This window comes from Janthinobacterium amylolyticum (assembly GCF_051380655.1).
Lineage (GTDB): Bacteria > Pseudomonadota > Gammaproteobacteria > Burkholderiales > Burkholderiaceae_D > Janthinobacterium.
On the sequence record NZ_JBNYXL010000004.1, the window covers coordinates 129,729 to 153,931 of the forward strand.

Annotated in this window: 20 protein-coding genes; 2 read left to right on the plus strand and 18 right to left on the minus strand. The window is 64.7% G+C overall.

The features are described from left to right. Positions 1–17: 17 nt before the first annotated feature. The 10 genes from ACQ4WR_RS09850 to ACQ4WR_RS09895 all read right to left on the minus strand — a co-directional run bounded on the left by ACQ4WR_RS09850 (position 18) and on the right by ACQ4WR_RS09895 (position 8,754). Positions 18–1,802 (minus strand): M56 family metallopeptidase, encoded by a 1,785-nt coding sequence (locus ACQ4WR_RS09850; RefSeq protein ID WP_436486939.1) that lies wholly within the window; start codon positions 1,800–1,802, stop codon positions 18–20. Next, positions 1,799–2,203: a BlaI/MecI/CopY family transcriptional regulator gene (locus ACQ4WR_RS09855; protein WP_102298666.1), complete on the minus strand. Its 405-nt coding sequence runs from the start codon at positions 2,201–2,203 to the stop codon at positions 1,799–1,801. Before ACQ4WR_RS09855 ends, ACQ4WR_RS09850 begins: the two co-directional genes overlap by 4 nt. 59 nt (positions 2,204–2,262) lie before the next feature. Next, complete coding sequence (locus tag ACQ4WR_RS09860; protein ID WP_436486941.1) at positions 2,263–3,609, minus strand: DUF3422 family protein; 1,347 nt, start codon at positions 3,607–3,609, stop codon at positions 2,263–2,265. A 122-nt stretch (positions 3,610–3,731) separates the two neighbouring features. Beyond that, on the minus strand, positions 3,732–4,940 hold the full coding sequence (locus tag ACQ4WR_RS09865; RefSeq protein WP_436486943.1) for a multidrug effflux MFS transporter: 1,209 nt from the start codon (positions 4,938–4,940) through the stop codon (positions 3,732–3,734). Further along, positions 4,937–5,614, minus strand: coding sequence for a CerR family C-terminal domain-containing protein (locus tag ACQ4WR_RS09870; protein ID WP_436486944.1), 678 nt, complete (start codon positions 5,612–5,614; stop codon positions 4,937–4,939). Before ACQ4WR_RS09870 ends, ACQ4WR_RS09865 begins: the two co-directional genes overlap by 4 nt. Before the next feature lie 121 nt (positions 5,615–5,735). Next, positions 5,736–6,206, minus strand: a complete 471-nt coding sequence (locus ACQ4WR_RS09875; RefSeq protein ID WP_436486946.1) for a copper chaperone PCu(A)C — start codon at positions 6,204–6,206, stop codon at positions 5,736–5,738. A 21-nt stretch (positions 6,207–6,227) separates the two neighbouring features. Next, positions 6,228–6,824, minus strand: a complete 597-nt coding sequence (locus ACQ4WR_RS09880) for an SCO family protein (RefSeq protein ID WP_258003171.1) — start codon at positions 6,822–6,824, stop codon at positions 6,228–6,230. 83 nt (positions 6,825–6,907) lie between these two features. Further along, positions 6,908–7,303 carry a DUF2946 domain-containing protein gene (locus ACQ4WR_RS09885; protein ID WP_436486949.1) on the minus strand — a complete coding sequence of 132 codons (396 nt, stop codon included), beginning with the start codon at positions 7,301–7,303 and terminating at the stop codon, positions 6,908–6,910. 36 nt (positions 7,304–7,339) lie between these two features. After that, complete coding sequence (locus ACQ4WR_RS09890) at positions 7,340–7,990, minus strand: helix-turn-helix domain-containing protein (RefSeq protein WP_102298677.1); 651 nt, start codon at positions 7,988–7,990, stop codon at positions 7,340–7,342. 62 nt (positions 7,991–8,052) lie between these two features. Continuing rightward, the gene (locus ACQ4WR_RS09895) at positions 8,053–8,754 is read right to left on the minus strand and encodes a Crp/Fnr family transcriptional regulator (RefSeq protein ID WP_436486951.1); all 702 of its coding nucleotides are present in this window, start codon (positions 8,752–8,754) and stop codon (positions 8,053–8,055) included. A 125-nt stretch (positions 8,755–8,879) separates the two neighbouring features. Here ACQ4WR_RS09895 and ACQ4WR_RS09900 point away from each other — a divergent pair, with 125 nt between their 5' ends. Beyond that, positions 8,880–10,514 (plus strand): acyl-CoA synthetase, encoded by a 1,635-nt coding sequence (locus ACQ4WR_RS09900; protein WP_436486953.1) that lies wholly within the window; start codon positions 8,880–8,882, stop codon positions 10,512–10,514. 13 nt (positions 10,515–10,527) lie between these two features. On the opposite strand, the gene ACQ4WR_RS09905 is transcribed toward ACQ4WR_RS09900, so the two are convergent. From ACQ4WR_RS09905 to ACQ4WR_RS09940, 8 genes are all read right to left on the minus strand, one after another. Further along, the gene (locus ACQ4WR_RS09905; protein WP_436486955.1) at positions 10,528–11,937 is read right to left on the minus strand and encodes an MFS transporter; all 1,410 of its coding nucleotides are present in this window, start codon (positions 11,935–11,937) and stop codon (positions 10,528–10,530) included. 161 nt (positions 11,938–12,098) lie between these two features. Beyond that, entirely contained in the window at positions 12,099–12,815 is a 717-nt protein-coding gene (locus ACQ4WR_RS09910; RefSeq protein ID WP_436486957.1) for a ribonuclease T2 family protein, read from the minus strand. A 197-nt stretch (positions 12,816–13,012) separates the two neighbouring features. Next, positions 13,013–14,113 (minus strand): branched-chain amino acid aminotransferase, encoded by a 1,101-nt coding sequence (locus ACQ4WR_RS09915; protein WP_436486959.1) that lies wholly within the window; start codon positions 14,111–14,113, stop codon positions 13,013–13,015. Between the two features lie 115 nt (positions 14,114–14,228). Continuing rightward, positions 14,229–14,726 (minus strand): Fur family transcriptional regulator, encoded by a 498-nt coding sequence (locus ACQ4WR_RS09920; RefSeq protein WP_436486960.1) that lies wholly within the window; start codon positions 14,724–14,726, stop codon positions 14,229–14,231. A 131-nt stretch (positions 14,727–14,857) separates the two neighbouring features. Then, entirely contained in the window at positions 14,858–17,191 is a 2,334-nt protein-coding gene (locus ACQ4WR_RS09925; protein WP_436486961.1) for a TonB-dependent receptor, read from the minus strand. 95 nt (positions 17,192–17,286) lie between these two features. Continuing rightward, entirely contained in the window at positions 17,287–19,680 is a 2,394-nt protein-coding gene (locus ACQ4WR_RS09930) for a TonB-dependent siderophore receptor (RefSeq protein WP_436486962.1), read from the minus strand. Positions 19,681–19,760: 80 nt separating this feature from the next. Further along, the gene (locus ACQ4WR_RS09935; protein ID WP_436486963.1) at positions 19,761–20,768 is read right to left on the minus strand and encodes a FecR domain-containing protein; all 1,008 of its coding nucleotides are present in this window, start codon (positions 20,766–20,768) and stop codon (positions 19,761–19,763) included. Positions 20,769–20,775: 7 nt separating this feature from the next. Then, on the minus strand, positions 20,776–21,288 hold the full coding sequence (locus tag ACQ4WR_RS09940) for a sigma-70 family RNA polymerase sigma factor (RefSeq protein WP_102298704.1): 513 nt from the start codon (positions 21,286–21,288) through the stop codon (positions 20,776–20,778). 314 nt (positions 21,289–21,602) lie between these two features. Here ACQ4WR_RS09940 and ACQ4WR_RS09945 point away from each other — a divergent pair, with 314 nt between their 5' ends. Continuing rightward, a complete protein-coding gene (locus ACQ4WR_RS09945; RefSeq protein WP_436486965.1) occupies positions 21,603–24,185 on the plus strand; it encodes a PepSY domain-containing protein in 2,583 nt (860 codons plus the stop codon). The last annotated feature ends 18 nt before the right edge of the window (positions 24,186–24,203 follow it).

Here is a 24,203-nt window from a genome sequence, read left to right on the forward strand (position 1 = left end):
GCGGCGCGCCAGGGGGATCAGTACATGCGGGCCGTCCTGCCGGCCAGGGTGTCGCGGATATTGCCCGCGTCGAGCGAGCGCCGCTGCGCGCCGTCGGCGTCCAGCAGCACCACGGTGACGTTCTTGCCGCCGCTGCGCATGCGCATGCTCAGGCAGCTGCCAGCCTCGTGGCTGCTGCCGGTTTTCGACAGCACGATGTCCCAGCCCTTGCCGCCCACCAGCGGATTGGTATTGCGCAAGGTACGCGTCTTGCCGTTGACGGCCACGCTGGCCTGCGGGTGGCTGGTGATGCGGGCGATGTCCGGATAGCGCGCGGCGGCGGCCACGATCTTCGCCACTTCCGTGGCCGTCGAGGTATTGCCCGGCGAGCTGCCGACTGGCTCGCGCAAATGGGTGCGCGTCAGGCCCAGGCTGTGGATCTTTGCTTGCAGCGCCTGCACAAAGGCGTCATGGCCGCCAGGATAGGTGCGCGCCAGCGCGGCGGCGGCGCGGTTTTCGGATGGCAGCAGCGCCAGCTGCAGCAAGGCCCCGCGCGACACGGCCGCGCCATCGGCCAGCAGGCTGTCGCGCTGCATCGAAGACGCGCCATCGGCACGCACGATGCGCAGCTGTTCCTGCGGATCGAGTCCCGCGTCGAGCACCACCATGGCCGTCATCAGCTTGGTGATGGAAGCGATCGGCACCACGGCGTCCGCGTCTTTCGCCATCAATACCTGGCCCGTGCTGTCGTCGAACACCAGCATGTGTTTGGCGCTCACGGGCAAGTCCAGCATGGCAGCCGTGGCCTCGGCCAGCGTCGCCGCGCCGACGGCGGGCTTGCCCTGCGTCTGCATGAACAAGGTGGCGCCCGCCAGCAGCAAGGCGGGCACGGCCAGTTTCCAGCCGCTGGCGGCGGGGGCTGGCGCCACCAGGCTGCGGATGCGCGTCAGCAGCGCGCCGCCCCGGGCCGACAGCAGCAAGCCAGACTGGGCTGCTTCCGGTGCATGCGGGGACCCAGGCAACGATGCCTGCAAGGACAGGGCGTGCAGCGCGCTGGCCAGCTGCTGCGGATCGTGCAGCGCTTGCGCGGCCAGCGCGTCGGCCACTTGTTCCCGTTCGGCCCGCATGCGGGCCGACAGCCACCAGACAACGGGGTGGAAGAACAGCAGCGCCTCGGCGACGCTTTGCAGCAGGTTGACCAGGTAATCCCAGCGCCGCACATGGGCCAGTTCATGCGCCAGCAAGGCTTCGACCAGGGCCACAGGCATGCCGCTCAGCAAGGCCACGGGCAACAGCACCACGGGACGCCAGAATCCCACGGTCACGGGACTGGACAAGCCCGCATGCAGCTTGAGCGGCAGCGCCTGGCGCAAGCCCATGCGCTGTGCCAGGGCATCGAGGCGCGCCTGCCAGATGGCCGGTGCCGCCACCGCCTGGCGGCGCAGCTTGCCGACCCAGGCCAGGCCCAGGCACAGGCGCAAGCTCATCAGGCCGACACCGGCGCTCCAGGCCAGCACCAGGGCCGGCAGCCAGGCATCGATGGCGGCGCGCCAGGCGGGCAGCGGCGTGGACGAGGATGGCGGGACAGGAGCGTCGCCCAGCAGCAGGGCCAGCAGATGCGCGGCGGGGATTGCCAGGCACAGCAGCAAGGCCAGCGCGCACAGCGCATAGCGCCAGCGCGCCGCGGCGCCGCGCAGCAGCCACAGGCCGGCTGCGGATACGGCGCCGACCAGCAGCCCTTGCCAGACAAAATACAGCAGCACCCAGCCCAGCGCGGGCAGCAGCAGGTGCAGGTGCAGGGTTGAAATGGTGGGCAGGCTCATGGCTTGCCTGCGCCCTTGTCATCGCTTTCACGGCGCAGGATTTTTTCAATGTCGGCGCGCTCCGCATCGCTCACGTGCTCGCGCAGCGCAGCCAGCACCAGCGCCTTGCCGGAACCGGAAAATACCTTGCCGATCAAATCCTTGAGCAAGCTGGTTTGCAGTTTTTCCTGCGCCTCGACGGCCGCGTACAGCTGGGGACGCTGGCTTTCATCGCGGCTCAGCAAGCCTTTGCCATGCATGAGCTGCAACTGGCGCAGCACGGTGGCGTAACTGGCGTCTGCACGTTCCGCCGCCAGGGCTTCGTACACGGCACGGGCGTCGGCCGGGCCGCGCTGCCACAGGATGCGCAGCAGGTCCAGTTCGGCGGCCGTGGGATGGGGAGTGGGAATATTTTTTAACATGACGCTAGAATACCGATTCTAGAACGTCATGTCTAGAACTTTTTTTCTAGTCGCCCGGTTCAATCCGCGTGCAACTTGTGGTGCATGCGGCGCAAGCCCAGCCACACGCCGGCAGCCACGAACGGCACCAGCGCGCCGACGAGGATTTCCGGATTCACGGGCAGCCCCATCACCTTGGCTGCCTTGCCCGTGTAGCTGAACAGGCCGATCACGTAATACGAGATCGCCGCCACCGACAAGCCTTCCACCGCCTGCTGCAGGCGCAGCTGCTGCGCCGCGCGGGCGTTCATCGATTGCAGGATTTGCCGGTTCTGCAATTCCTGCACGATGCCCACGCGCGTGCGCAGCAAGTCATTCGTGTTGGCGATGCGCTGCGCCATGGCTTCCTGGCGGCTGGCCATCGCTTCACAGGTGTTCATGGCCGGCGTCAGGCGGCGGTCCATGAATTCCTCGACCGTGGGAATGCCTTCGATGCGCTCCTCGCGCAGTTCCTCGATGCGCGCCTTGACCAGGCCCATGTAGGCTTTCGAGGCGGAAAAACGGTAGCTATTGTCGAGCGACAGCTTTTCAATGCGGGCGGCCAGGCGCGTGATGCGGTCAAGCAAGGTTTGCTCGGCAACGCCGTCATCGGCCTTGCCGGTGCCGGGCGCGTCGTCCGTGTCGACCATGGCGGCGGCCAGGGTCGCCAGTTCAGTCTCGATGGCATTGAGCGATGGCGCCGCCTGCATGGCATACGGCAAGCCCAATAAAGCCATCATGCGGTAGGTTTCAATTTCCAGCACGCGCTGCACCAATCGGCCCGACTGCTGCGAACGCATGCCCGCGTCGCGGATGACGAAACGGCTGAAGCCATCGGACTGGATGGTGAAATCCGTCCACAACTCACCGCCCTGCAGCACCTTGCTGCCGGCCAGGGTATTGCCCTCGAACACGCGCGAGAGGCCTTGCATGAAAATTTCGGCAGGTTCCGTTGCCTGCTCCAGCACCACGTGCGCGGCCACCATCAGCTTGCCCTTCAAGCCTGCCAGCCACTGCTGCGGCAATTGTTCCAAAGGCATGCGCTCGAACGCCTGCGCCAAAGGCAAGGCGGCGCCAGGATGTTCGGCAAAGGTAAACGTGGCAAATTCCGTATGGCATTCCCATTTCAGGCGGAAGCGGCCAAAGTCGTAATAAAAATACTTGGCTTCGGTGCTAGGCGGCGTGACGCCGAAATGCGTGCACAGCGCCGCCAGCGTGGCGTGCTGGGCCGACATATTCGATGCACCGTTCGCCCCGGCGTCATCGCGGTAGACGGCCAGATGGGTAATCAGCTCGGGGGCGTCGAGCTGCAAAAATGGCCGCGAGTGGATTTCCGCAGCCAGCGGCACGCGCAAGGCGTGGTTCAAACTGGAGTTAATCAAGTGCATGATAGCCAAAGGTAAAGTTGCAAAACTGCTTAGACCCGCGCGCGTGCCGTGGCGCCCGCCGCACGGGTCTGATTGTCACAGTGTAACAAAGCAGGAAGCATGCCCACCAGTAATGGCTGCGCTCATGCCGCGTTGGCAACCTTCGAAGCGGCCTGGGCCACGCCCTGGCGCGTGCCCAGCCACCAGAACAGGCTGGCCAGCGCAACGGCCGACGCTTGGCCCAGGGCCAGCTTGAAGGCGCTGTCGAACAGCAGTGGTGCGACAAAACCGGACACCAGCGCAAACAGCACCATCTGCACGAAATTCTGCAGCGAGGCGGCCAGGCCGCGCATCTGCGGGAAAATATCCAGGGTCGACATGGTCATGCCCGGCAGGGCCAGCGACATGCCGAACGCATACAGCATCACGGGCACGACGGCGAACGGGATGCTGGCGGCAAACCAGTGGTTGTACGCCATGTTCAGCGCACCCGTGGCGGCCATGGCCAGCAAGCCCCAGCGCACCAGCACGGTGCTCTTGACCGTGTGGGCCAGCTTGCCGGACAGTGCAGAGCCCAGCACCAGCCCCGCCACCATGGGGATGAACATCCAGCCAAACGCCGTTTCCGGCAAGCGCAGCAACTCCAGGATGAAATGCGGCGCCGACGCGATGTAGAGGGCAAAGCCGCCGAAGGCAAAGGCCACGGCAAGCGAGCGCAGCAGGAACGCCCGGTGGCGCAGCGCCTGCCAGTAGTTGCGGCCGATCGTGCCCGGGTGGAACGGCTGGCGTTGCTCGACAGCTAAACTTTCCGGCAAACCTTTCAAGCAGGCCAGCAACAGCAGCACCGTGACGCCAAACGTAAAGACGAAGGTCGATTGCCAGCCGTAGGCCACGTGCAGCCAGCCGCCGATGACGGGGGCGATGGCGGGCGCGATGCCGAACACCATCATGATGTTGGCCAGCATCTTTTGCGCGGCCGCGCCCGACAGGCTGTCGCGTACGATGGCTTGCCCGATCACCCTGCCCGCACCGGCCGACGCGCCCTGCATGCCGCGGAAAAACAGCAGCCAGCCAAAGCTGGGCGCAAAGGCGGCGCCGATCGAACCCACGGCAAAGATCAGCAGCGAGGCGAGAATGACGGGACGGCGGCCGAACGAATCGGACAAGGTGCCGTAGAACAAGGTCATGAAGGCGTAGGCGGCCAGGTAGACGCTGAGGGTCTGCTGCACCAGCACGCTGCTGACATCGAAATGCGTGCCAATCGCGGGAAACGACGGCAGGAAGGTATCCGTGGCGAACGGGCCCAGCATGGACAGGCCGGCCAGCACCAGGGTCAGCTTACGCGCCTTCATGCGCTCACCTGTACATCGTCATGCTGGCGGCGCAAGCCGTCGAGGGCCGCCAGGGAAAAGGCGGCGATGTGCTGCGCGATGCTGGCGATGCCGGCCTCGTCATAGGTAATTTCCGGCACCACCAGTTCATGCACGATACGCGAACGGGCATAGAACACGACCTGGCCGATCACGCTGAACACGCATTTCTGCACCACCGGCGCCGGCATTGCCGGGCCCACCACGCCACGCACCAGGCCCGTGAACAGCGCGTGCTGCGGGCGCACATTGCGTTCGGCCAGCTTGTGGATGGCGGCCGTCGGCTCGATCAGTTCGCGCGCCACCAGGCGGCTGAACAGCGATGCGTGGCCCGCGCGCAGCATGTCAAACACCAGCGCTTCGATGGCCAGGCGCAACTGCTGCTCGGGCGGCAACTGTGCCTGCACGCTGGCGGCAGCCACCTCGGCGGCCGAGGCGCGCGCCAGTTCGCGCGCATAGTCGAAGGCGGCCAGGTGCAGCTCTTCCTTGCTATGAAAGTAATAATTGACCATCGCCACGTTGACCCTGGCCGCCTCGCAAATCTTGCGCACGGAAGTGGCCTTGTAGCCATCGTCGGCAAACAGGCCCGCCGCCACTTGCAGGATGCGCGCGCGGGCCGGTTCCGTTTCCTTGTCGTTCCTAGGTTCTTCTGTCATGCCATTCCCATTTTTTAAACAGCTGTTTAATATTGTACGGAATTATATCAAACAGCTGTTTAATTTTCAGGCGGACACAAAAAAACCCGGCGTACCGGGCTTTCGTGCAGCATGCCAGCGATTAGTGTTTCATGGCTGGCATCGGGGCCGACGTAGCACCCAGCGGACGGCCCACGGCGTTGACTTCGATGGTTTCGCGGTGCTTGTCCTCGCCTTCCAGCACCAGGGTCAGCGGGATCTTGTCGCCCGCTTTGACCTGGCCTTTCAAGTCCAGCAGCATGACGTGGTAGCCGCCAGGTTTCAGCTCTACGGCTTTGCCGGCCGGCAAGGCGATTTCCTTGACCTGGCGCATGCGCATCATATTGTCCGCCATGCTCATTTCATGGATTTCCGCCACGCCCGCGACGGACGAGCGCACTTCCAGCAAACGCATGGCTTTCGGCGCCGTGATCTGCATGAAGGCGCCCGTGGCCTTTTGCTGCGGCACGGTGGCGCGCACCCATGGATCGGTGATTTGCACGCCGCTTTGGGCCGTGGCGGAGAACGACAGTACGGCCAGGGCCGTGGCCAGCAGGGTTTTCAGATGGGTCATGGTCATTCCTTCCAGAGATTGTTATAAAGTGTATTTCGATTTCATCAAGGTCTTGATGTCCTGCACGCACTCGTCGCCCGTCATCTGGTGCTTCAAGCCCAGGCGCATGCGTCCCTGCGGGTCAATCACATAGCTGATGGCCGTGTGGTCCATGGTGTAGGAACTGCCGCTGGGCACGCGGCGGTAGAAGACCTTGTAGTTGAAGGCCGTCTGCGCCGTGTTTTTCGGGTCCGTGCGCAAGCCGAGGAAGCTGGGATCGAAGGCGCGCATGTATTCGCCCAGCAACTCGGGCGTATCGCGCTCGGGGTCGATGCTGATGAAGATCACTTGCAGCTTGTCGGCATCGGCGCCCAGCTTCTGGCGGATTTCCAGCGCACGCGACAGTGCCGTCGGGCACACGTCGGGGCATTGCGTGAAGCCGAAGAAGACCATCACATACTTGCCCTTGAAGTCGGCCAGGGTATACACCTTGCCGTCGGGGCCGCTCAAGCTGAAATCGGGCTTGTAATCGCCGCCCGTCAGGTCGAGGCCGTTGTAATGGGGTTTCGGTGCTGGCTCGCAAGCGGCAAGCGTCAGCAATCCCGCCGTGCCGGCGAGAAGAAAAAGACGACGTTTCATGGTAGTTCCGGCCCAATGGGCGTAGTTGAGACAAGTGTGGACGTAGATTGGCTACCGCAGGACGGCAGGCAGGACAGCTGGAATCAAGCCAGGGACGGCGGGCCGCGCGGGCTGGCGCCAAGCCAGGCAAACTGCGCTTGCGGCGCCTGGTAAAACAGCGGTGGGTAGGCATCGTGGCCCGTGACAACGGCCAGCGGCGCGGACAGCGGTGGCGGCAAGCCCGCGCTGCCCGCATGGTTCATGCAAAACGGGCAATGCTCGATGTGGTGCAGCACGGAATCGGTGGTGGATTTGGCCGTCTTGAAGGCGGATGCCAGGTCGGCTTGCGTGTACACGGCGCCGCTGGCCGAACAGATTTCGATGGACGCACCGTTGGCGTTCGCGTGCAGGGAGGCAAACGCGTACGACAGGGATGGCGACAGCGCATTGAGCAGTATCGCCAGGCAGGCGAACCACATATGCCACTGTTTGCGCTTCAAGAATTGTCCCATGCCCACGATTATAGCGGAGTATGGCTATCCGGGCGCGGCGCTGGAGACGCGGGCGGACACGCCGCCTTGCCCGCGCAGGAACAGGCTGGGGCGCACGCCGGCCACGTCCACGCAGGCATCGCAAAACGCGGGAATCGAGGCGAAACCGGAGCCGGCCGCCACTTGCGCCAGGTCGCGCGCCGTACCGCCCTCACCTTCGCCCTCGTCTTCTCCCTCACCTTCGCCGCCGGCCTGCGCGGCCGTGTGCAGCGCGTGCGCCAGTCGCTGTTCGCGTACCAGGCTCAGCAAGGCTTCGCCTTCCGCAAACAGCCGCGCCCGCGCCTTGTGCGGCGTCACTTGCCACAGGGCGGCCAGGCGCGCCGCCGTCCACTTGCCTTGCGGCGAGTGAAAGATATGCTGCGCCAGCGCCTGGCTCCAGCGCTTGCCGCCGCCATGGCACTCCGGCGTTTCCTCCGCTTCCAGCGCCAGGGTGAACACGGCAGGCTTGCCGCGTCCCGGCATCACGTCGCAAGCGAAACGCAGGAACGCGGGCACGACGAAGCTGTCGCCGCTGCCGAGTTTCTTGGTGGTGATTTCATTATGCAGGGTAACAAATCCCTGGCGCACGGTCACGCGCAGCCTGAGCGGAAAGCGCAAGCCCAGCAAGTGCAAGGGATGGTCGGAAACGAGTGCCATGCGTCAAGTCAATGTCATGAACCAGGCGCCAGCATGCCACACATCGCGCAAGCCGTCTGTCATCACAGCGACGCCACGCCGTAGCGGCGCAAGCCGCCGAGGTCTACCACGCGGATGGACTGGTAGGCGATATTGATCAGGTTCAGCTCGGCCAGCCGGCCCAGCGCCAGGTTCACGCGCTGGCGCGAGATGCCCGTCAGCATGCCGATCTCTTCCTGCGACAGCTCAAGCACGCGGGACGTGCGCGGATATAGCATGGGGTGGAACAGTTGCGCGATCGCCTGCGCCACTTGCGCGTCGACGGCCAGCAGGCGCTGGTTCTGGATGGTGGCGATGAATTGCCCCATGCGCTCGTTCAGCTGGCGGATCACGAAGGCATTGAAGGAGAGGCTTTCCGCCAGCAGCAGATGAAACAGCTCCACCGGCACGAGGATGATATCGGAAGCGCGCACGGCCACCACGTCGTAGCGGCGCAATTCGCGCTTGAGCACGCTTCCCTCGCCGCTCCAGCCGCCGGCCGGCACGCCGGAAAACGTGGCGCCGCGCCCATCGGCGTTGTAGACAGCCAGCTTGATCAAGCCCGTGTGCACGCCGATCCAGTGCTGCGACGGCTCGCCGCGCCGCGCAATGAAGGCGCCCGCCTCGACATGCCGGATCACGCTGCCGCCACGCAACAGGGCCTGATGCCCGCTGTCGAGGGCCGTGAACCACTCGTGGCTGTCGAGTTCAGGCACCGCACGGTCTACACTATCGCTGCTATCCATTCCATCCTTCAGTTTCACACCGCAGCTGTCACTAAGATGACAGTGATTTTCCAGCGCCGGTGCTATGCTAAGCCCTATCAATCCCGAAACAGGGAGCTACCAGATTCTTTTACCAGGAGACAAGCATGACAGCTGATTTCAACACCGGCCTCGGCAAAAACAGCGCCAACTACGCGGCCCTGACCCCGCTCGACTATATCGCCAGGGCAGCCGCAGTATATGGCAATCGCCTGGCAATTGCACATGGCGCCGTGCGCCAGAGCTGGCGCGAGACATATGCGCGCACGCGCCGCCTGGCCTCAGGACTCGTCAAGCTGGGCGTGGGCACGGGCGATACGGTAGCCGTGATGCTGCCGAACACGCCCGCCATGGTGGAAGCGAGCTTTGGCGTGCCCATGGCCGGCGCCGTGCTCAATGCCCTGAATATCCGCCTCGACCTGGCCTCGCTGACCTTCATGCTGCGTCATGGCCAGGCGAAAGTCTTGCTGGCCGACACGGAATTCGCGGAACTGGCGCGCCAGATGGCAGCGCAAATTCCCGGCTTGCGCGTGATCCAGGTCAACGATGTGCTGGGCCCGGAAGTGGACGCCTTCGCCGAGCTCGACTATGAAGCCTTGCTGGCCAGCGGCGACCCCGAGTATGACTGGCAGCCGCCCGCCGATGAATGGGATGCCATCGCCCTCAACTACACGTCCGGCACCACGGGCGATCCGAAAGGCGTGGTCTACCACCACCGTGGCGCGGCCTTGAACGCCCTGTCGAACATCCTGGAATGGGACATGCCCAAGCATGCCGTGTATCTGTGGACCTTGCCCATGTTCCACTGCAACGGCTGGTGCTTCCCGTGGACGGTTGCCGCGCGCGCGGGCGTGAACGTGTGCCTGCGCAAGTTCGAACCCAAGCTGGTGTTCGACCTGATGCGTGAACTGCGCATCACCCATTATTGCGCCGCACCCATCGTCCACGCGGCCCTGGCCAATGCGCCCGCCAACTGGCGCGAAGGAATCGACTGGACCGTGCGCGGCATGGTGGCCGGCGCGCCGCCGCCAGCGGCCATGGTGGCGAAGATCGAAGCCATGGGTTTCGACTTGATCCACTCGTATGGCTTGACGGAAGTGTATGGCCCGGCCGCCATTTGCGCCGAGCAGGATGAATGGGCCGCGCTGTCGCAGGAAGAGCGCGCCGTTTTAAAGTCGCGCCAGGGCGTGCGCTACCATCTGCAAAGCGCCGTGGCCGTGCTCGATCCGGACACCATGCAGCCGGTGGCGGCCGACGGCGAACAGATCGGCGAGATCATGTTCCGTGGCAACATCTGCATGAAAGGCTATCTGAAAAATGAAAAGGCCACGCAGGAAGCGTTCGCGGGCGGCTGGTTCCACACGGGCGACCTGGGCGTGATGTATCCGGACGGCTATATCAAGCTGAAGGACCGCAGCAAGGACATCATCATCTCCGGCGGCGAGAACATTTCCAGCGTGGAAGTGGAAGACGCGCTATATCACCATCCGCAAGTGCTGGCCGCCGCCGTCATCGCCCAGCCCGATGAAAAATGGGGCGAAACGCCATGCGCGTTTGTGGAATTGCGCGAAGGCGGCACGGTGACGGAAGCGGAGCTGATCGCCTTTTGCAAGAACAACCTGGCCGGATTCAAGGTGCCGAAAGCCATTTATTTCGGCCCCCTGCCCCGCACGTCGACGGGCAAGATCCAGAAGTTCGAACTGCGCAAGCGCATGCAGTCCGACAAGGCCATCGACGTCTGACGGCCGCGATCGCTCAGTCGCGCTTGCCGGCAAGCCACGCCGGCTGCGCCACCACCAGGCGCGAGAAGCTGGCCACGCTGGCCACAGCGGCAAACCCTGCCGCCAGGCACAGCGCAAACGTCGTGCCCCGGGTGGCGGAGACCGTGAAGCAATAGGCGACCAGCGCCGCGCCCGTGGCCTGGCCGATCAGGCGCGAAGTGGCCACCACGCCGCTGGCGCCGCCGGCCCGCTCGGGCGGCGCGCTGCCCATGATGGCTTTCAGGTTGGGCGCCTGGAAAAAGCCGAAGCCGATGCCGCACACGGCCATGCGCCAGCCGATGTCAAAGGCGCTGGGCTGCGCCGGTATCCATACCAGGGTCAGCAAGCCGCCAGCCAGCGCCGCCAGGCCGATGCCGCCCAGCACGCCTGGGGAATAACGGTCGCTCAACCGTCCGGCCACGGGCGCCATCACGGCCACCAGCACGGCCCATGGCGTCATCAAAAATCCCGTCTCCACGGGCGAGCGGCCCAATGTCACTTCAAAATAGAACGGCAAAGACACGAAGGCCAGGCCCTGCGCGGCAAACGTGCAGATGGCCGTCAGCGAGGACAGCAGGAACAGCGGGCGACGGAACAGGTCGACGGGCAGCATGGGCGCCGCATGCCCCGCCTGGCGGCGCAGCAGCAGGATAAAGAAGACCGCCACGGCCAGCAGTTCCGGCAGCAAGGTCGACAGTGACGCGTGATGGGCGGCGTCGCCAAACAGCAGGATCAGCAGGCCGAAGGCGCCCACGTTGTACAGCGCCGTGCGCGCATCGAGCGTGTGGCCGGACAGCCTGGTGGCCGGCAGCATGCGGCTGGCCAGGAAGAAGCCAAGCACGCCCAGCGGCACGTTGATGGCGAACAGCCACGGCCATGACGCCGTCGCCAGGATCAGGGAAGCGGCCGTGGGACCGATGGCGAACGCGACGGCCACCACCAGCGCATTGTTGCCAAACGCACGGCCCAGCAGATGCTTGGGATACAGCGCGCGCAGCAGCGCCGTATTGACGCTCATCATGGCACTGGCGCCGACACCCTGGAACAGGCGCGCCACCACCAGCGACGGCAAGGACCAGGCCAGCGCGCAGGCCAGCGAGGCCAGGGTAAACAGGAACAGGCCGGAGATAAACACGCGGCGGTAGCCAACGATTTCGCCGAGGGCGGAAAACGGCAGCAAGGTTGCCACCATGGCCAGCTGGTACACATTCACGATCCAGACGGAAGCGGCCGGGGTGGTGTGCAGCTCGCTGGCGATGGCCGGCAAGGCCGTGTTGGCGATCGCCGTATCGAGCGAAGCCATGCCCACGCCGATGGCCAGCGACAGCATGGCCCACAAACGGGCATTGGGCGGCAAGCCGTCCTCGCCCACGAGGAAGGGCTGCGCCCTGTTTTGCTTGAACATCATCTATCCGATACGAATGCCATGCCGCGCCGCCGGCAACGCCTGCGCCGGGCATCTTCTTGTTGGTACTGCCAGCAATATGGCCGCAGGCAACACACTAGCATGGATGAACGCAGTCTGCCGGCAGCCGGCCGGCCTGTTATCGGATGACTACGGGAACGTTATTTCTTGCAATCGATGACCTTGAAGTCCTTCGAGTAGCAGATGCGCAATTCGCCCGAGTGCTTCTCATAGCCGAGCCAGCGGCCTTTCAGCTGCGGGTTGTGCTGCTTCATCCACTGGAACAGTTCGTTCTTTGGCATGGTGGTGTCCGGCAACTTCAAGGCCTGGAACAGTTCGCGTTCCTTCTCGAAATACTGCTTGGCCGTGTCGAAGTCGCAGGCGCCATGTTTTTCCCACTCGCCCTGCAGCAAGGCTTCGCCCGGCTGCATGCACATATACGGCAGGATGTCCGACGGCGCCAGTTTCGGCAAATTGCCCTTGCAGTAGCGCGGATGCAAGTCCGTCTTGCGCGGCGGCGTCACGGAAATGTCTTCGCAGGTGGCCGGGTTGTCCGACTGCGCCCACAAGCCATGTACGATCCAGCCGAAGTGATTGCTCTCGGCGCACTGGAAGGCGGCCTTCTTCGACACTTCGCCACGGCGGCGCTGGCTGTCGCAAAAGCCCGGCGACCACGACAGCGCCAGCATGAAATGATCGGTGGGCACGTTGGTGTTTTGCTTGTAGCAGGTGTTTTTCTCGTCCGACGGTTTCACGTCGTAATCGACGTAGCTGACGTTGCGGGGAATGGCGCAGCTGGCGTCGGCCGCGTGGGCGGCGCTGGCGGACAGGCTGAGGAAAACGGCGGCCAGCGCGGGCAAGACAGTTCGGAATTGCATCAGGTTTCCCTTTCAGAATATAAAACGCCGGCAACACAGTGCCGGCGCAATCAGAGCGAAAACATCAGTCACGACACCTGGCAAAAGCGTAGCGAGCGGCAGTGATTTGTGGCCGAGAAGCGCAACCGTACTGTAGTACGGTGAGCATCGCCAGCCGCAAAGCGCGACGCGCAGCAGGTTTGGTCAGGTGACATTTATCAGCAGACCTTGTGCATCCAGCCATGCGTATCGGCCGCCGTGCCATGCTGCAAGCCCAGCAGCGCTTCGCGCAGGGCAAGGGTGACGGCGCCGTTTTCATTGTTGTTGATGGTCATTTCAAAGCCGTTGGCCTTGGCCACGCCCACCGGGGTGATGACGGCGGCCGTGCCGCAGGCGAACACTTCGGTCATGCGGCCCGAGGCGATGTCGTCGCGCCATTGCTGGACGGACAATTTACGCTCTTCCGTCGCATAGCCGAGGTCTTTCGCCATTTCCAGCAGGCTGCGGCGGGTAATGCCTGGCAACAGGGTGCCCGTCAATTCCGGCGTCACGACGGTGATCTTTTCGCCATCCTTGTAGACGAAGAACAGATTCATGCCGCCCATTTCTTCGATGAATTCGCGGTGCACGGCGTCCAGCCAGACGACCTGGTCGCAGCCCTTTTCCTGTGCTTGCGACTGGGCCATCAGGCTGGCCGCGTAGTTGCCCGCGCACTTGGCTTCACCGGTGCCGCCTGGCGCGGCGCGCACGAAGTCTTCGCTGATCCACACGGTGACAGGCTTCACGCCTTTCGGGAAATAGGCGCCAGCCGGCGAGGCGAACAGCACGAACAGGTATTCTTCCGACGGACGCACGCCCAGGTAAGGGTCGGTGGCGATCATCAGCGGACGCATGTACAGGCTTTCGCCCGTGTTCTTCGGCACCCAGTTGCGGTCTTGCGCGATCAGCGCGTCGCCCGCTTCCAGGAACAGCTCGACAGGAATGGCCGGCATGGCCAGGCGCGCGGCGCTGCGGTTGAAGCGCTCGGCATTTTGTTCCGGACGGAACGTCTTGATGCTGCCATCCGGCTGGGCAAACGCCTTATAGCCTTCGAAGATGGCCTGGCCGTAGTGCAGCGACGAAGCGGACGGGTCCAGCATCAGCGGGCCGTAAGCTTTCAGTTCGCCTTGCTGCCACTTGCCGTCGCGGTAAGGAATCACCACCATGTGGTCGGTGAAGATGCGGCCAAACGCCGGGCTGACCATGCGCGCGGCGCGTTCGCTATCGGACAAGGGGTGGGCGGATGGGGTGACGACAAGATTCGGTGTGGAAGTGGTCATGGCAGCAAGAAACGAGTGGAGAGTAAAGAGGTGCCCTATTGTAGCGCCTAATCCGCCAGGCGAGGAGTGCAAGCGCCCACCTCTGCTGTTGCAGCGCAGCAAGCCAACGTCTGCGTCAGCCGGGGCGCAAGCCCTTGCCCCGCCCTGCCTGCGCTTCCCCAGAGCAATGGCTGCAGCGCATTTGCACGGAAATCACGTGCGCGCCAATTTCCATGCCGTAGGTGGCCGCCGCCTGGCGCAACTGCTCCACCAGCGGCGCGTCCTGCACCAGCACGCTGCGTTCGCAGACCCGGCACACGAGGTAGCAGCTGTCCGCCTCGACCTGGTCGGGCTTGATCAAATAGCGGGCCTTGTTGCCGCTGGCGCTGGCCTCGCGCTCGCGCAGCAGCAAGCCCGCCCCTTCCATTTCCTTCAGCACGCGGTAGATCGTGCCCAGGCTCACGGACATGCCGATGTGCAGCAGTTGCTGATAAATGCTGTCCGCATTCATCGCCTGCCGCTGCGTGCCGGCCAGCACCTGCAGGATGCAGATGCGCGCGCTGGTCGGGCGCAGGCGCACGGTGCGCAGGCGTTCGAACACGCGGCCATTGTCCTGCGGGTGAATGTCTTGCATGGAATGCTCCGCTTCTGCGTTCTGCTCTACTGACATTGCCAAGCGAGAAGCTCAAAAGGGAACCGTAAAATGAAAAAAGCGCCGTTTCAGTCACTGAAACGGCGCCTTGCGCTACATCAACTTGAAAAACATCAGAACTTCATGTTGGCCGTCAGGGTCGCCGAGCGGCCTGGCGCGACGCCGGCGTAATGCGGCGACGACACCTTGTCGAAGTACAGCTTGTTCGTCAGGTTCTGGATGTTCAGCTGCAGGGTCACGTTGCGGCTGAGCACATAGCTGGCCATGGCGTCGAAGCGGGTGTAGGCCGGCGCATACTTGTTGTTGGCCACGTTCGCGTAGACTTTATCGACATAGTTCACGCCGCCGCCGATGGTGATGGCAGGCGTCACCAGGTAGGAGGTCCACAGCGATGCGCTGTTTTTCGGCGTGGTCGGGAACTGGTTGCCGTTGTACGGCGACGGTGCGTATTGCGTCACGCCATTGACGACGCCGTTCGTCACGTAGCCATTGTTTTCCACGATGGCGTTCAGGTGCGTGTAGCCGCCGAAGACCGACCATTCACGGGTGATGTTGCCGCTCACGCCCAGTTCGATACCCTTGACTTGCTTGTCGCCCACGTTCTGCGTGCTGCCATCGGGTGCCGTCACGCGCGCATTGCTCATGTCGCTCTGGAAATAAGCACCGCTCAGTGACAAACGGCCGCCTGGCAATACTTCCCATTTCGTGCCCAGCTCGAAGCTCTTGCTTTCTTGCGGCTTGAGGTTCTGGATGGCCACCGACAGGCCGTCGATGCCGTCGCCGCCGTCATTGCCCGGCGGCGTGGACGAGGTGCCGTAGGAAACATACACGCTGCTGTTGGTCGATGGCTTGTACACCAGCCCCGCCTGGTAGCTGGCGAACGTGGCGTGCACGTTGGCGCTGGTGGCGGCGGTGGTCTTGCCGTCGAGCGTGTATTGCGGCGTGTTCAGGGAGCTCTTGTAGTCATCCCAGCGGATGCCCACGTTCAACAGCCATTGCGGCGTGAATTCCAAGGTGTCGAAAGCGTACACGGAACGCGTGTTGGTGACCACGTTGGTGCGTGCCGGCGACACCGAGCGCGTGTAGACCCATGGGTCGTTGGCGTTCGGGTTGAGCAGCGGCGCGCAGTTGTAGCCGGTGGCGGCGCCCGAGGTCGGGCAAGCGGTGGTGCCGGTCAGCAGGTTGTTCGTGCCCGGCTTGAAAAGGTACGAACTGCGGTCCGTTTCCTCGCGGCTGATTTCCATGCCCAGCGTGTAGGTATGCTTGACCGTGCCGCTCATCAATTCACCGCCCAGGCTGGTGGCGTTGGCCAGCGCGTCCGTGTCGGTGACGCGGGTGTTGGCGCGGCGCCAGACGGTGCCGTACAGCATGGTGTTGCCTTTGGAATCGTCGGGCTGGGTCCACACGTAGTCGTTGCTGGTCTTGCCGTAGCGCGTCACGTTGCGCAGCACCAGTTTGTTGCCGAAGTCGTGGCGCACGTCGATGGTGCCGATATCGCTCTGCGTGTCGCGGAAATCGCGGTTCACCAGGCCATAGAAGGTATCGCGCGGCACGTTGACGGGCGTGCCGTTGCCGTTTTTCGACACGTTGGCACCGGACGAGAACGGGTTGTTGAACGGCAAGCCGGTATCCGGCAACTCGCTAGCCTGCATGTGGTAGTAGCTGAGGGTCGCCTGCGTGGCGGACTTCAGGCCGAAGGTGATCGATGGCGCGATGCCCCAGCGGTCGCCATTGATGAAGTCGCGGCCGGCAACGTGGGCGTCGTGCGCCATCACGTTCAGGCGCACGGCCACGTCATCGCTGATGACACGGTTCACGTCGGCCGTGGCGCGGCGGTACTTGGCGCTGCCCAGGCCCACGGTGGCGTTGCTGAAGTTGTCGGCTTTGGGCGTCTTGCTGATCAGGTTGACACCGCCACCTGCGGACGAACGTCCGCCGTAGGCCGAGTTCGGGCCCTTGACGACTTCGATTTGTTCCAGCGCAAAGATTTCACGCGATTGCGAACCTGTGTCGCGGATGCCATCGATATACGTATCCGTTTGCGCGTTGTAGCCACGAATAAACAGATTGTCGCCCACAGGGTTGCCGCCTTCGCCGGCGCCGATGGTAATGCCCGGCACGGTGCGCAGCGCATCCGTCAGCGAGACGGCGCCCGTTTGCGAAATGATCTCGGCGGGAATCACGGTGACGGATTTCGGCGTGTCCAGCAGCGGTGCCGTCAGCTTGTCGTTGGCCGATTTGACCGGCGCCTGGATCAGGCGCTCGGCCGTGCCCACCACCTTGACTTCCTGCAATTGCTGCGGCTTGTCCGTCGTTTGCGCGTGCAGCGCCAGCGGCATGGCCAGGGTGGCAAACGCGGCCAGTGCCGTGCCATGCAGGCGCGGCGTGGAAGTGGTGTGGTGCTTGCGGCTGCGGATGGTGACGCCCGCTGTGTCTTTCGATGTCATTGCTATCTTTCAATCTATCGGATGGATTAAATATGGCTGGCTCATTGATTGCCTGGTACTGCAAACTTGGTACTGCAAACTTGGATACAACAAAATCAGAAGCGCCACAGCGCCGTCATGCGCACGGCCCGGGGCGAACCGGGCGCGATGTTGTCGTTGCTGTGGGCTGAGGCGTAATACTTTTTGTTCAACAGGTTTTCCAGATTCAGCTGCAGCTGGAACTTCCCCTGCCGCTTGAAGTAGACGGCGCCGTCAACACGCGTAAAGCCGGGCAGCGCCACCGTATCCGACACGGACGCATACACGGCGCTGCGGGCGATCACGCCCAATGCCGCGCCCCACACCGGTGAAAAATCGTAGCGGTTCCACAGCGACAGGCTGTGCCTGGGCACGTGCGCCACCGTGGCGCCGGCCAGCGCCGTGGACGATTGCGTGGCCGTCAGCACGGCTTTTTGCCAGGCATAGCCGCCAACGATGCTCCAGCCAGCTTGGACCTTGCCATTGACTTCCAGTTCCAGCCCCTCGCTGCGCTGGCCGTCGACCAGCATGGCGCGCGTGGTGTCGACAGGGTCGGTGACGGCGACATTGCTGCGCTCCAGGCGGTACACGGCCGCGCTGGCCATCAGATCCGGCGTGACGTCCCACTTGGCGCCCATTTCCACGTTACGGAAACGCTCGGGCTCGAACACGGCATTGCTGGGCGTCAACGACGCCAGCTGCTCGCCCGCGCGCGGCAGAAAAGACTGGCTGACGCTGGCATACAGCGACAGCGCCGGCACGGGCTGGTAAATGAGGGCCACACGGGGCGACCACGGCGTATCCGTGCGGGCGATGCGCGCGCCGTTGCGCTTGTTGATGAAATCGACGGCAAAACGCTCATAGCGCAGGCCCGCCACCGCCTGCCATTGCGGGCTCAAGCGCAGCTGGTCCTGCAGATACAGGGCGGCCGTGTCGGCCACGCCATGGTTGTCCGCATCCGTGGCGCTGGGGCGGAAGGTCACGGGCAAGTCCGTCACCGGGTGCGCCGTGGGCAGGCTGATGTGCGTGACGCCGTCGCCCAGGGTGGTGAAATACCCCGTGTTGCGCAGATTGTCCGTCGTCTGGCGGCCCAGTTCCAGGCCCGCCGTCAAGCGGTGGCGCACGGCGCCGCTGTCGAGCGTCCATTCCACGTCCGTCTGGTTGAACAGGTTGCGCCGCCGGGTGGCGCTGTTGTACGCCAGCACCGTTACCTTGGTGCCGTCCGCGCTGACGGGGCCGGGAAAGGCGTTCTGGTACAGCTTGTCGTAATCGGCCAGGCGGCTACGGTTGCGCACACTGGCGCCGCCACCCAGATCGTGCTCCACCGTCACGCCCAGCGCGTCGATATACGCCCACGACGGGCTGCTGCCGGCGATGCCGAAGAAGGTGGACGGGTCCGTCTGGAACGGCCGCCCCTGGTAAGACGGCACGCCCCGGTCCGTCACGCGGTTGTCGCGAAAATGCTCATAGCTGGCCAGCACCGTGGTGCGCGGCGACAAGCGCCAGGCGGCGACGGGATTGATGGCGCTGCGGCGCACGTTGACGCCCTGGCGAAACGCGTCGCTGTTTTCCGCCATGGCGTTGAGGCGCACGGCCACGTCGCTGCCGACAACGTGCTGCACGTCGAGCGCGGCGCGCCGGTTGCGCCAGCTGCCCAGGCTGGCCGTGGCGTCGCCGCCGTTGGTCCATTGCGGCTGCTTGGTGGCGCGGTTGATGACGCCGCCCCCGCCGCCACGGCCAAAGACCATGGCATTCGCTCCCTTGATGGCTTCGACACGCTCGATATTGTAGAAATCGCGGTAGTACTGCACGTCGTCGCGCATGCCATCCAGGTAAAAATCCGAGGTCGAGCTGTTGCCGCGCATCACGGCCGTATCGCGGTTGCCCTCGCCTGCGGCCGTGCCCACGCCCGGCATGTAGCGCATGGCGTCGGCCAGGCTGCGCATGTCCTGGTCGCGTATCAGTTCGCCGCTGACGATGCTGACGGCTTGCGGCGTGTCGCGCAAGGCCGTGTCATTGCGGCTGGCGGCCGCCGAGCTGCTGCGGCGGTAGCCAGCATCGTTGCTGCCCAGTACCGTCACGGGCGCCAGCACTTGCAGGCCGGCGCCCCCGCCCGCATCGGCGCGCAGGGGCGCGGGTGCCAGGCGCACGATGAAGCTGCCATCCGGCAACTGCACGGCCACCAGGCCGGTGCCTGCGAGCAATTGCTGCAAGCCCTGGCTGGTGGGCACGCTGGCGTGCAAGCCGGTGCTGCGCTTGCCCTGCGTCAAGCCGCCTTCGGCCGACAGCAAGATCCCCGCCTGGCCAGCGAACTGACGCAAGGCCTGGCCCAGCGGCGCGGCGGCGATGCGAAAGGTGCGCGCGGCCTCCTCCGCCGCCGGCGCCATGGCAGGCGCGGCCAGCAGCACCGCGGCCATGGAGCATGGCAGCAGGCAGCGGGCAAACGGCGGGGAAATGAAAGACAGGGGCACGGCATTCCTTTTGTGTAGGGCAGTTACTTCTACCTTGCCAAACAACTGTGCAAAAAGGGAACCGACTTTGAAAAAATATTTTATTTGTTCTGCGCTGGCCGATGCAGGGCTTCCACCGTCACCCACCAGTCGTGCACGCGCCTGACCTTGACGGGCAAAGTGGCTTCCAGCGCCGCCAGGATGCGGTCCGTGTCGGCCAGCGGATAACTGCCCACCAGGCGCAAGTGCGCCACTTCGGGCGCGCAGCCCAGGTGGCCGCGCCGGTAGCGCGACAGTTGCGCGAGGAAATCGTCGAGCCGCATCTGCTCAGGCTGCAGGCGGTACTCGATCCAGGCGGCCGCATGCGGGTCGGCGGCGAATGGCTCGCCGATATCGCCATCGCCAAAGCGGATCTGCTGGCCCGCCGGCACGATGCGCGGCACGCCGCCATCGCGGGGCGCGACCTCGACGCTGCCCTCGTAGACGGCCAGCAAGGTGCGTTCGCCTTGCGGCTGCACGCTGAAACGCGTGCCCAGCGCGCGCACGCGGCCATGCACGGTGTCGACCACCAGCGGACGCGCCGGCCGCTGGTGGTCGCGCGCGGAGGCAATATAGATTTCGCCGCCGTGCAGGGCAATGCGGCGCAGGCGCGCGCTGTAATCGATGTCGACCGAGGTGGCCGTGTTGAGCCACAGTTGCGAGCCGTCGGCCAGCGCCAGCTCGCGTATCGTGCCGACCGGCGTCATTTCGGCCGCGTTCAGGCTGGCGACCCAGCTGCGCGTGTCGCGCCGCAGCAGCATGGCGCCGCCCAGCCCCGTTGTCAGGCACAGTGCCAGCAAGCCCTTGACGAGCTTGCGGCGCGAAGCATCAGTATTGCGCGGGCCCGCATCGTCGAGCGCCTGGCGCGCCGGCTCGCCCGGCAAATGGCGAAATTCGGCGCTGACGGCTTCCACCCGGCGCCAGGCGGCGCGATGGGCGGCAGACTTGGCATGCCAGCGTTCCCAGGCTTGCTGCTCGGCAGGCCCGGCAGCGTCGCCGCGCAGCACGGCGAACCATTCGGCCGCCTCCTGCAAGATGGCGTAATCAGAGGATCGCTGCGCTGGCGGCATGGCTGGCTCAGGCCGCATCGTCCATGCACAGCATGCATTGCAGCATGGCTTGCGCCATGTATTTTTTCACCATGCGCTCGGACACCTCCAGCTGGCCGGCGATCTGCGCATAGGTGAGCCCGTCGAGCTGCGCCAGCAGGAAGGCCTGGCGCGCGCGTGGCGACAGGTTATCGAGCATGGCATCGATGCGGCACAGGGCTTCGACCACCAGGGCCCGCTCTTCCGGCGACGGCGCTGTCAATTCGGGCCGGCTGGCCAGGGCGGCGAGGAAGGTACGCTCGAGGGTCAGGCGGCGCCAGTGGTTGACCAGCAAGCCATTGGCCACCGTGCTCAGGTAGGCGCGCGGTTCGCGCAGGCTGTGCGCCGATTCGGTGGCCAGCATGCGGAGAAAAGTGTCCTGCGCCAGATCGGCCGCGCCATCACGGCAGCCCAGCTTGCGCCACAGCCAGTTGACCAGCCAGCCGTGATGGCTACTGTACAGCTCACTGAATACGTCGATGGAGGGAGAAATGGTGGACACGGGAAAACGAGCAAAGGGGCTGCCGAACTTGCCTGCCAAGTGGGTCAGCCTGTCTCACGCTCCATGATCGGCATGCCTGCGCATAGCGCATGATCACGAATGAATCACGAATGAGAATGATTTTCATTTTCACACAATTTCACTGCGATGTAAATTATCAAGCTCATCATTTTTGCATTCCGTAGCCATTTAGCGCCATCAGGCCTTGGCGGCTTCATTTGCGAATGATTCTCGTTTGCGATACTATGTCAGCCTTCCATCTTCTCCCCGCCATGCGTGACGCCCAGCATGGCGGCGCAATCGAAAGCTGATTCATGACGACCTCTCCTTCCTTGCCCCTGCCCCGCGCCAGCGCCGACACGGCGCCGGCTAGCCAACAGCAGCGCCAGCCTGCCGCCACGCCACAACAGCGGCGCTGGCACTGGAACTGGAAGCAGGTCTGGTTCCAGCTGCACTGGTTTATCGGCATCACGGCCGGCACGGTACTGGTGATTATCGGCCTGAGCGGCGCCACGCTGGCCTTCAAGGATGAATTGCTGGACTTGATGAATCCTGGGGTGCGCCATGTGCCCGTGGAAACGCGCGCAGCGCTGACGCCAGCCCAGCTGGGCAGCATCGCGGCAGCCGAGCATGGTCAGCGCGTTGCCTCCGTCACCATGTACGCCGAGCCGGGCGCGGCGCCCCGTCTGTTCTTCGCGCCGAAGAACGGCCAGCGGCGCGGCGAGTCGATTTATATGCACCCGTACACGGGCGCCACCCAGCCGGCGCTGGCGGGCGCGGCATTTTTCGAGTGGACGGAATCCCTGCACCGCTGGCTGCTGCTGCCGCGCGACCCTGGCCGGCAAGTGGCGGGCGCGCTGGCCCTGTGTTTGCTGGGCCTGGCATTGTCCGGCCTCTACCTGCGCTGGCCGCGCCGTCCGCTGGACTGGCGCACCTGGCTGACCTTTGATCCCGCACTGAAAGGCCGTTCCTTCCTGTGGAATTTGCACGCCGTGGCCGGCACCTGGTGCCTGGTGGTCTACGTCGCACTGACCCTGACGGGCATTTACTGGAGCTATGACGTGGTGCGCGACAATATCGACGCCTGGGCCGGCAAGCCGCCCCGCGTGGCGCAGGCGCCCGGCAAGAAAGGCCCGCCCAAAGAGAAGCAGGAAGCAGCTGCCATCGACATCAGCCTGGCCTGGCGCAGCTTCCAGCAACACGCTCCCGGCTGGACGCTATCGAGCGTGCGCCTGCCCACGCGCCCCGGCGAAGCCGTGCAATTCACATGGCTGGCCAGCGATGCGCCACACGAGCGGGCGCGCAGCCGCATGGCGATTTCAGCGGCCGACGGCAGCATCACGGAAAACGAACCATACAGCCAGCAGGGACTGGGCTCGCGCCTCGTCAACATCATTTATCCGCTGCACATGGGCACGTATTTTGGCTTGCCAGGGCGCATCATCGTCACCCTGGCCAGCCTGGGCCTGCCCCTGTTCGCCATCACGGGCTGGATGCTGTACCTGGGCCGGCGCAAGGCCAAACGGGCCGTACTGGCGCAGCGCGCCATGCTGGGCGCCGGCGCGCCAGGCAACACGGACACAGGTTTGCCGACCCTGGTAGCCTACGCCAGCCAGTCTGGCCAAGCGGAACGCCTGGCGCTGGAAAGCGCGCGCGCCCTGCAGCAGGCGGGCGTGGCCGTCGACGTGCAGTCGCTGGACCAGTTCGACCCCGCCCAATTGCGCCAGTATGAACGGGCCCTGATCGTCGCCAGCACCTTTGGCGAAGGCGAGGCGCCGGACGGCACGCGCCGCTTCGCGCGCCTGCTGCAAGCGACCACGGGCACGCCTCTGGCCGGCCTGGAAGTGGGCATGCTGGCCCTGGGCGACCGCCATTACAGCGAGTTCTGCGGCTTTGGCCATGCTCTGGCGCGTCAGCTGCACGCGCTGGGTGCCCGCGCGCTGTTCCCGCTGATCGAAGTGGACAAGCATGACCCCGCCGCCCTGGCCGACTGGTCCAAAGCGCTGGCCCGCTGCAGCGGCAGCGCCATCGACGCCATCGGCGTGCAGGAAGAAGCGTCCTATGCCGAGTGGCGCCTGACGCGCCGCGTGCTGCTCAATGCAGGCAGCGCTGGCGGCGAGCTGCATGAAATTACCCTGGCCATGCCTGCCGGCGCCACATGGGAAGCGGGCGCGCTGGCTGAAATCATTCCCTGCAATGCCGATGGCAGCGATGGCGAGAATGGTAACGTCGGCACTGCAGGCAACGCAAATTGCGCCAGCAAGGCCAGCAACGCCCACCACGCCCCGCGCAGCTACTCGATCGCCTCGCTGCCGTCGGACGGCGAGCTGCAATTGCTGGTGCGCCAGGAAACCCATGCGGATGGCGCCAGGCAGGGCTACGGCCTCGGCTCCGGCTGGCTCACGCGCTTCGCCCCGCTGGGCGGCACCATCCGCCTGCGCCTGCAAGCCAACCCTGCCTTCGCGCCCGCGCTGGTCGACGTGCCCTGCATTTATATCGGCAACGGCTCCGGCCTGGCGGGCCTGCGCTCGCATTTGCGCGCGCGCCAGCGGGCGGGCCTGGCCCGCAACTGGCTGCTATTCGGTGAACGCCAGCAAGCGTTTGACAGCATCTGCGCTGAAGAGTTGCAAGGCTGGCTCGACAATGGCCACCTGGCGCGCCTGGACCGCGTCTTTTCGCGCGATGGCGAGACTGGCCAGCGCGAATACGTGCAGGACCGCCTGCGCGCCAGTGCGCAGGAACTGCGCGCCTGGCTGGAACAGGGAGCGATACTCTACGTGTGCGGCAGCCTGCAAGGCATGGCGGCAGGAATCGATGCTGTACTGCAAGAAATCCTGGGCCAGGATGGCGTCGATGCCCTGCTGGCGGCAGGACGCTACCGCCGCGACGTGTATTGACGCATATCAAACCACCTT

What these genes read in the sequence shown, in the direction of transcription:
- ACQ4WR_RS09850 (WP_436486939.1), bottom strand. Translation starts at nt 1,802, where the DNA reads ATGAGCCTGCCCACCATTTCAACCCTGCACCTGCACCTGCTGCTGCCC.
- ACQ4WR_RS09855 (WP_102298666.1), bottom strand. Translation starts at nt 2,203, where the DNA reads ATGTTAAAAAATATTCCCACTCCCCATCCCACGGCCGCCGAACTGGAC.
- ACQ4WR_RS09860 (WP_436486941.1), bottom strand. Translation starts at nt 3,609, where the DNA reads ATGCACTTGATTAACTCCAGTTTGAACCACGCCTTGCGCGTGCCGCTG.
- ACQ4WR_RS09865 (WP_436486943.1), bottom strand. Translation starts at nt 4,940, where the DNA reads ATGAAGGCGCGTAAGCTGACCCTGGTGCTGGCCGGCCTGTCCATGCTG.
- ACQ4WR_RS09870 (WP_436486944.1), bottom strand. Translation starts at nt 5,614, where the DNA reads ATGACAGAAGAACCTAGGAACGACAAGGAAACGGAACCGGCCCGCGCG.
- ACQ4WR_RS09875 (WP_436486946.1), bottom strand. Translation starts at nt 6,206, where the DNA reads ATGACCCATCTGAAAACCCTGCTGGCCACGGCCCTGGCCGTACTGTCG.
- ACQ4WR_RS09880 (WP_258003171.1), bottom strand. Translation starts at nt 6,824, where the DNA reads ATGAAACGTCGTCTTTTTCTTCTCGCCGGCACGGCGGGATTGCTGACG.
- ACQ4WR_RS09890 (WP_102298677.1), bottom strand. Translation starts at nt 7,990, where the DNA reads ATGGCACTCGTTTCCGACCATCCCTTGCACTTGCTGGGCTTGCGCTTT.
- ACQ4WR_RS09895 (WP_436486951.1), bottom strand. Translation starts at nt 8,754, where the DNA reads ATGGATAGCAGCGATAGTGTAGACCGTGCGGTGCCTGAACTCGACAGC.
- ACQ4WR_RS09900 (WP_436486953.1), top strand. Translation starts at nt 8,880, where the DNA reads ATGACAGCTGATTTCAACACCGGCCTCGGCAAAAACAGCGCCAACTAC.
- ACQ4WR_RS09905 (WP_436486955.1), bottom strand. Translation starts at nt 11,937, where the DNA reads ATGTTCAAGCAAAACAGGGCGCAGCCCTTCCTCGTGGGCGAGGACGGC.
- ACQ4WR_RS09910 (WP_436486957.1), bottom strand. Translation starts at nt 12,815, where the DNA reads ATGCAATTCCGAACTGTCTTGCCCGCGCTGGCCGCCGTTTTCCTCAGC.
- ACQ4WR_RS09915 (WP_436486959.1), bottom strand. Translation starts at nt 14,113, where the DNA reads ATGACCACTTCCACACCGAATCTTGTCGTCACCCCATCCGCCCACCCC.
- ACQ4WR_RS09920 (WP_436486960.1), bottom strand. Translation starts at nt 14,726, where the DNA reads ATGCAAGACATTCACCCGCAGGACAATGGCCGCGTGTTCGAACGCCTG.
- ACQ4WR_RS09925 (WP_436486961.1), bottom strand. Translation starts at nt 17,191, where the DNA reads ATGACATCGAAAGACACAGCGGGCGTCACCATCCGCAGCCGCAAGCAC.
- ACQ4WR_RS09935 (WP_436486963.1), bottom strand. Translation starts at nt 20,768, where the DNA reads ATGCCGCCAGCGCAGCGATCCTCTGATTACGCCATCTTGCAGGAGGCG.
- ACQ4WR_RS09945 (WP_436486965.1), top strand. Translation starts at nt 21,603, where the DNA reads ATGACGACCTCTCCTTCCTTGCCCCTGCCCCGCGCCAGCGCCGACACG.